This window comes from Pseudomonas sp. ES4, from assembly GCF_050586665.1.
In the GTDB taxonomy this organism is placed as follows: domain Bacteria; phylum Pseudomonadota; class Gammaproteobacteria; order Pseudomonadales; family Pseudomonadaceae; genus Aquipseudomonas; species Aquipseudomonas frederiksbergensis.
This window is the reverse complement of sequence record NZ_JBOBDO010000037.1, coordinates 40401-47019: the sequence shown is the minus strand read 5'-3', so window position 1 is coordinate 47019 and position 6619 is coordinate 40401. Positions and strand designations below refer to the sequence as shown.

At 60.1% G+C, this 6619-nt stretch carries 5 protein-coding genes and 1 pseudogene; 2 read left to right on the top strand and 4 right to left on the bottom strand.

The annotated features are described in order from the left end of the window. Nucleotides 1-1335: pseudogene (locus tag ACQ4OB_RS26525) on the bottom strand (type IV secretion protein Rhs); the annotation flags it as partial. A gap of 263 nt (nt 1336-1598) precedes the next feature. Here ACQ4OB_RS26525 and ACQ4OB_RS26520 point away from each other — a divergent pair. Continuing rightward, a complete protein-coding gene (locus ACQ4OB_RS26520; protein WP_102616241.1) occupies nt 1599-2294 on the top strand; it encodes an HAD-IA family hydrolase in 696 nt (231 codons plus the stop codon). 70 nt (nt 2295-2364) lie between these two features. On the opposite strand, the gene ACQ4OB_RS26515 is transcribed toward ACQ4OB_RS26520, so the two are convergent. Further along, nucleotides 2365-3111 carry a 3-oxoacyl-ACP reductase family protein gene (locus ACQ4OB_RS26515; protein WP_074874979.1) on the bottom strand — a complete coding sequence of 249 codons (747 nt, stop codon included), beginning with the start codon at nt 3109-3111 and terminating at the stop codon, nt 2365-2367. A 125-nt stretch (nt 3112-3236) separates the two neighbouring features. Between ACQ4OB_RS26515 and ACQ4OB_RS26510 the strand changes: the two genes are divergently transcribed. Then, nucleotides 3237-4160 carry a LysR family transcriptional regulator gene (locus ACQ4OB_RS26510; protein ID WP_430956763.1) on the top strand — a complete coding sequence of 308 codons (924 nt, stop codon included), beginning with the start codon at nt 3237-3239 and terminating at the stop codon, nt 4158-4160. 132 nt (nt 4161-4292) lie between these two features. Here the strand turns inward: ACQ4OB_RS26510 and ACQ4OB_RS26505 are convergent, their stop codons facing one another. Together ACQ4OB_RS26505 and ACQ4OB_RS26500 are read right to left on the bottom strand one after the other, a co-directional pair. Beyond that, nucleotides 4293-5021, bottom strand: a complete 729-nt coding sequence (locus ACQ4OB_RS26505; RefSeq protein WP_430956762.1) for an aspartate/glutamate racemase family protein — start codon at nt 5019-5021, stop codon at nt 4293-4295. Between the two features lie 56 nt (nt 5022-5077). Next, on the bottom strand, nt 5078-6616 hold the full coding sequence (locus ACQ4OB_RS26500; RefSeq protein WP_430956761.1) for an NCS1 family nucleobase:cation symporter-1: 1539 nt from the start codon (nt 6614-6616) through the stop codon (nt 5078-5080). Nucleotides 6617-6619 lie beyond the last annotated feature (3 nt).

Genomic DNA, 6619 nt, shown 5'->3' with positions numbered 1-6619 from the left:
CGCGGTTTTATCAACGGAATCGGCGCTGTCGCCGTTGGGGTTTTTCGCTTGATCGGGCGCATCGTTGCGATGTTCCTGCCGACCAATCCTGGTCATGGCTTCAGACTTGTCGCGCGCGATGGCCACTGGATTCCTCACCAACAGAACTGGCGCAATACCTGGGGTGATTTGCAACGGCACGGCGGGCGCAGGTTTGATCGGTGCATGCCGGGTGTGGACCATCAGCGGTTTTAGCGCGCCAGCGTGGGCTGTCAGGTCAGACCTGGCGGTGAGCTCAGCCAGTCGCAAACTGGCGCCCGCCAGCCATTTCCGGGTTTGCGGGGACTTGATTCTGGACAGCACCTTTTCACTCAGGTGCAAATTCAGTCCCGCAGGACCGGTAAGGCACATGAGTAGGAAACTGATCAAAATCTCCGTACGAATTTCCGCCACGACCTCGGCGATGTACTGCGGCGGCAACATCCTCAGCCAACTGGTGAACGCCGCGAGATGAATGAACATCAACGGCTCGTCGCTCAGCATCAGCAACACCTTGGCGATGGATTCCGCCGACGCGTTCAGCAGCGTTTCAAGCTCGGATCGGGTCAGGTATTCAAGGAGTTTTTCGCTGTTGGCCTGCAGGTCGGCGATCAGGGCGTAAACCTGTTTTACGTCATCCCACAAACCGTTCAGCGAGTTCTCGAAGCCGCGCCAATCGGCCTGTTGCAGCATGCCGTAGCGCTCGATGAAAGCGGCCTGGGAGAACCCGGCCCACGCCGGTTCGAACTCGCTCGTCCACTCGTTGCGCAACCAACCTTCCAGATCGTCGATGACGCCCTGATAGGAGGCGTAAAGTGCTTTGACGTGATCAGCGGAGACATCGGGAAAGAAAGTGATGCGATAACGCTGGCCGCGCTGGCAATCGGTGATTTCCAGGATGCCGCTGGGGCCTATCTCGTCGTAGATCGGCTTGCCGAATGTCTGCTTACCCGCCACGTCGGAAAGCAAAGGTTCAAGCATCACCGGCGTATTGCCGATCGGCACGAAGCGCACAGCCTCAAACATATGCACCAGGGTCAACGGACCGCTGGCCGGGCACGCGGCGACTGTCGCGCTGACAGGCGTAGTGGAATTCTTCGGCGCGCTAAGACGGACTTCGTTGCCGACCTTGAATACCTGCTCGACATCCAGGGCCTTGCCGGTCCAGAAACTTTCAGCCCAGGCGTCGTAGTCGTTCAGGCACAGTCGAAAATCACCCAATACCGCTTCGACATTCGGCTGCTCAGGGTCCATGGCGGCGACCACCAGCAGCCCGATGGTGTTGTTCAAGGCCAGGAGGTTGTCAGGTATGAACATTCGCTGTCCCTCGCGCGGATCAATTCAGAGCGCGAGACTTTGCGTGGGATCGGCGAGGAAAGAAGTCAGGAAAGTAAGTGTTTGGTGTAGGGGAAATCGTTAAATGACCAACAGCACTCCGGCGCAGGTTTCAATACCGATCAGGTATTGCCCGTTGCTCTATGCCCGCCGCGCTCGCTATGCTGCTGAATCCTTTAATCGATCGCGGACCCGGCCGTACCTGAGCCGCCTCTGGGATGTCATTAGAAAACGGATCAGATGCGATGAATGCACCGCTAAATGAATTCGGCCCGATCAAGGCCGTGATTTTCGATATGGATGGCTTGTTGCTGGACACCGAGGGCATTTACACCGAAGTCACGTCGATAATTGCCGCGCGTTACGGGCGGGTCTTCGACTGGAGCATCAAGCAGAACATCATCGGCCGTGGCGCGGGCGATCTGGCGCGTTATGTGGTCGAGGCGCTGGACCTGCCGATTTCCGCCGAAGAGTTTCTGGTGATCCGCGAACCGCTGATGCGCGAGCGTTTTCCTACGGCACTGGCGATGCCTGGCGCACAGGAGCTGGTTCGGCATCTGAAGGCCAATAACATTCCGATTGCGGTAGGCACCAGCTCTTCGCGTCAGTCGTTCGGCCAGAAAACCACCTTGCACCGCGACTGGTTCGCGCTGTTCGATTTCATCGTGACGGCCGATGATCCGGAGGTCGGCGCGGCCAAACCGGCGCCGGACATTTTCCTCACGGCGGCGCGGCGCCTGGGTGTCGCGCCTGAGGATTGCCTGGTGTTCGAGGATTCGCCGTTCGGTGTCACGGCGGCGAAAGCGGCGGGAATGACCGCGATTGCGATCCCGGATGCGGCGATGGCTGACGAAAAATACGCACACGCCGATGGCATTCTTCGTACGCTGAAAGCGTTCAAGCCGAGCGCTTGCGGTTTGCCGGCGCTCGAATGGGCTTAAAGCTGCGCACATCAAAACGCCGGCAACCTGACCAGGGTTACCGGCGTTTTTTTATGCGTGATTCAGAACATCAGGCGCCGAAACCACCATCGATGGTCAGGCTGGCACCGGTGATGTAGCCGGCTTCGGGACCGACGAGGTAGGCGACGAAGCTGGCGATTTCTTCCGCTTTGCCGTAACGACCCACCGCCATCAACGGGATCAGGCTTTCGGCGAAGTCACCAGTGGCCGGGTTCATGTCAGTGTCGACCGGGCCCGGTTGCACGTTGTTGATGGTGATGCCGCGCGGGCCGAGGTCGCGCGCCAGGCCTTTGGTCAGGCCGACCAGCGCCGACTTGCTCATGGCGTACGGGCCTCCACCGGCGAAGGGCATGCGGTCGGCGTTGGTGCTGCCGATGTTGATGATGCGACCGCCTTCGGTCATGTGTTTGGCGGCGGCCTGGGTGGCGATGAATACACTGCGCACGTTGATCGCAAGAGTCTGGTCGAAGTCTTCGAGTTTGAAATCTTCCAAGGGGGCAACGGCCAGTACGCCTGCGTTGTTGACCAGAATGTCCAGGCGGCCAAAGGCGTTTACGGTGGCGGTCACGGCGTCGCGAATGGCCTCGGCGTCGGCGCTGTCAGCCTTGATGGCGAGGGCTTTGCCGCCGTTACCGGTGATGCTGTTTTGCAATTCTTCGGCCTTGGCCGTGGAGCTGACGTAGGTGAAGGCCACTGTCGCGCCTTCAGCGGCCAGGCGTTTGACAATGGCGGCACCGATACCGCGGGATCCGCCTTGAATCAAAGCCACTTTGCCGCTGAGGTTCTGAGTAGTCATATCGATCTCCAAAGTCCCGAGGCGAGATGTCTCGGTTGATGGAGCCTAGTATCGATTCAGTGTTACCAGCTGTGTAGACGGTAATTGCGATAGTCTGTGTAAACCAAAAGTTTATAGTGGCGCTTATGGAAACCTTCAGCAGTATCGAATGCTTCGTGCGCAGTGCCGAGGTCGGCAGCTTCGCCGAGGCCGCACGTCGCCTGAGCCTGACCCCGGCGGCGGTGGGCAAGAGCGTCGCCAAGCTTGAAGCGCGGCTGGGTGTGCGGCTGTTTCAGCGCAGCACTCGCAGCCTGACGCTCACTGAAGCGGGTCATCGGTTTCTCGGCGAAGTGAGTTCCAGTCTTCACACGATCCAGAATGCCGTGGCCAATCTGGCCAGCGCCGAGGGGCTACCCGCGGGGACGTTGAAGGTCAGCATGGGCACGGTGTTTGGGCGTTTGTACATCGTGCCGTTGCTCGGGGAGTTTCTGCGGCGCTTTCCGGCGATCAACCCGGACTGGCATTTCGATAACCGTCAGGTCGATCTGATCGCTCAGGGTTTCGATGCGGCGATTGGTGGGGGATTCGAGCTGCCGCAGGGGGTAGTGGCGCGCAAGCTGACACCGGCCCATCGGGTGTTGGTGGCGTCAGCCGACTATCTTGCAGGGCGTGAGGTGATTGCCGAGCCCGATGATCTCAAACATCACGATGGCATCCTGATTCGATCGCCACAGACGGGTCGTGTGCGTTCCTGGCAATTGACCAGTCGCACCCAGCAACACAGCCCGCTGACGCTCAAGGCGCGGATGACCATGAGCGATTCGGAGGCGGCCTGCGCTACCGCCGCCCAAGGGTTGGGCATTGCGCTGGTGAGCATGCCGTTTGCCGTGGGCTATCTGGAGGCCGGGACGTTGCAGCGGGTGCTGCCGGAATGGTTTGTCGATGATGGCAACATTTCCATTTATTACGCTGAACACAAACTGCTGCCGGGCAAGACCCGGGCGTTTGTGGATTTCATCATTGAGCAGTTTGCGGAGCAGGGGCTGGGGCAGCGGTTTAGTGCGCTCTGAGTCAGGCTCAAAACCGAGGCGCGGCCATCGCGGGCAAGCCACGCTCCCACAAGATCTGCGTCGTTTACATTATTGAGATACGACACAGAACCTGTGGGAGCGTGGCTTGCCCGCGAAGAACGATAACGCGGTCTACTGCCCGAAACGCCCGGGCCAGCCAATAATCTTCTTCGGCCGCGGCGTCGCATAGGTCCGCACCTTGGACGTCGACAATCCCAACCGCACCAGCGACTCGGCAATCGTCACCGCCGCCGTCACACCATCCACCACCGGTACGCCAGTGCGTCGGCGAATCTGTTCATCCAGCCCGGCCATGCCGCCGCAGCCCAGGCAAATCACCTCGGCCTTATCTTCAAGCACGGCCAGTTCCGCCTGACGAATAATGGCTTCCAGCGCACGCTCGGGATCGGATTCCACTTCCAGCACCGCCAAACCGCTGGCCCGCACCGACGCGCAACGGTCCCAGAGTCCGGACAGTTTGAGGCGGTCCTCGATCAGCGGCACGGTGCGGTCCAGCGTAGTGACCACCGAGTAGGCATGGCCGAGGAACATGGCAGTGCTGGCCGCCGCATCGGTGATGTCCACCACCGGCACGTTGAGCAACTCCTGCAAACCCTCGCGGCCGTGCTCGCCGTAACCGGCCTGGATTACGGCGTCGAAGGGTTGGTCGTAGGACATTACCCGGTCCATCACCGCGATGGCGGCCAGATAACTTTCGAAATTGCCTTCGATGGAGTCAGCACCGAAGTAGGGCGTCAGGCCGATGATTTCCGTGCCCGGCGCGGCCACGGACTGAGCCGAACGCGCGATGGCCTGGGTGATGGATTCGGTGGTGTTGACGTTGACCACGAGAATTCGCATGGGAAGTCCTTATAGCGGGTGGTTCTGCGGCCCGACGGTGCCGGGCCGCCAAGGGATTAATGGCTGACGTTATCGACGGCGATGGCTTCGCCGCTGACGTCGGCGTAATGGGGCTGCCGTTTGGCGATGATCAGGTAGAGCATTCCGGCAATCCCGGCACCGATCAGCCAGGAGAAAGGCGATACGCTGTCGAAGCCGGGTACCAGCGCCAGGACAATGGCTATCAGCGCGGCAGGAATGAACGCCGCGACGGCGCGTAAATTGACTCCCCGGCTGTAGTAATAAGGACCGTTGGGGTCTTCGCTGTACAACTGCGGCACGTTGACCTGACCTTTTCGTACGAGCCAGTAGTCAACCATGATCACCCCGTACAACGGGCCGAGCAGGGCGCCAAGGCCGGACAGGAAATACACGATCACCAGCGGACTGTTGTAGAGATTCCACGGCAGGATCAGCACCGCGATGGTCGCGCTGATCAGCCCGGCGCGGCGGAACGTCAGGTATTTGGGCGCCAGGTTGCTCAGTACGAAGGCCGGGGCGACGAAGTTGGCCATGATGTTCACCGCCACGGTGACGATCAGGAACGCCAGGCAACCGAGCACCAGAAAGAAGGTGTCGGGAATCGAAGCGATGATCTCGGTCGGGCTTTCGATGATCCGGCCATTGATCTGGAATTGCGCACCGCAGAGCAGGACGGTGATGCTGGCGAACACCAGAATATTCACCGGCAGGCCCCAGAAATTACCGACCTTGATGGTCTTGCGGCACGGCGAAGAACGGGCGAAGTCGCAGAAGTTGAGGATCAGCGTGCCGTAGATCGACAGCCACAACGCGCCGCCAGCAAAGATGTTGCGCCACATCTCGCCGCCGGTCAGTGGTTCGCGGATCGACCAGGCGATGGTCGCATTGGCCTGAAAGTACATCCACGCGGCGAGGGCGGCGACGGTCAGCAGAATCACTGGCCCGGCGAATGCTTCGTAGCGCCGCACCATTTCCATGCCATAGGCAAGAATCACCAGTTGCACGAACCAGATCGCCACGAAACATACCCAGCCCAGGCTCGATAGGCCGAGGATCGAGTTGTGGTCGTAGTCGGCGAAGCCTGGATGAATGGCGGTCAGCAGTACTCGAAAGACCACCGAGGCCAGGTACGTCTGAATCCCGAACCAGGCGATGGCGATAACGGCACGGATCAATGCAGGAATCTGTGCCCCGTGAATGCCGAAACTGATCCGGCTGATGACAGGAAACGGCACACCGGTCTTCTGTCCCATGTAGCCGGAGAGGTTCATGAAGCAATACACCAGCGCCGCGCCGATCCCCAGGGACAGCAGGATTTGCCAGCCGCCCAGTCCGAGGGCGTACAGCCCGATGGCGAATGAGTAATTGGCGATGTTGTGAACGTCGTTGGTCCACAGGGCGAAGATGCTGTAGCGGCCCCAGCGTCGACCTTCGGCCTTGGTCGGCGCCAGGTCCTGGTTGTGCAGGCGAGGGCTGAGTACGACGGGTTCGTCAAACGTTTGGTCGTGAGAGGTTGAAGGTGGGGAGGAGGGCAGATCCAGCGCGATGTTGTTGTTGGAAAGACTAGTACGCATTCC

Bases quoted from the DNA above. Each gene is read 5' to 3' on its own strand.
- ACQ4OB_RS26515 (WP_074874979.1), bottom strand. From the start codon at position 3,111: ATGACTACTCAGAACCTCAGCGGCAAAGTGGCTTTGATTCAAGGCGGA.
- ACQ4OB_RS26500 (WP_430956761.1), bottom strand. From the start codon at position 6,616: ATGCGTACTAGTCTTTCCAACAACAACATCGCGCTGGATCTGCCCTCC.
- ACQ4OB_RS26520 (WP_102616241.1), top strand. From the start codon at position 1,599: ATGAATGCACCGCTAAATGAATTCGGCCCGATCAAGGCCGTGATTTTC.
- ACQ4OB_RS26510 (WP_430956763.1), top strand. From the start codon at position 3,237: ATGGAAACCTTCAGCAGTATCGAATGCTTCGTGCGCAGTGCCGAGGTC.
- ACQ4OB_RS26505 (WP_430956762.1), bottom strand. From the start codon at position 5,021: ATGCGAATTCTCGTGGTCAACGTCAACACCACCGAATCCATCACCCAG.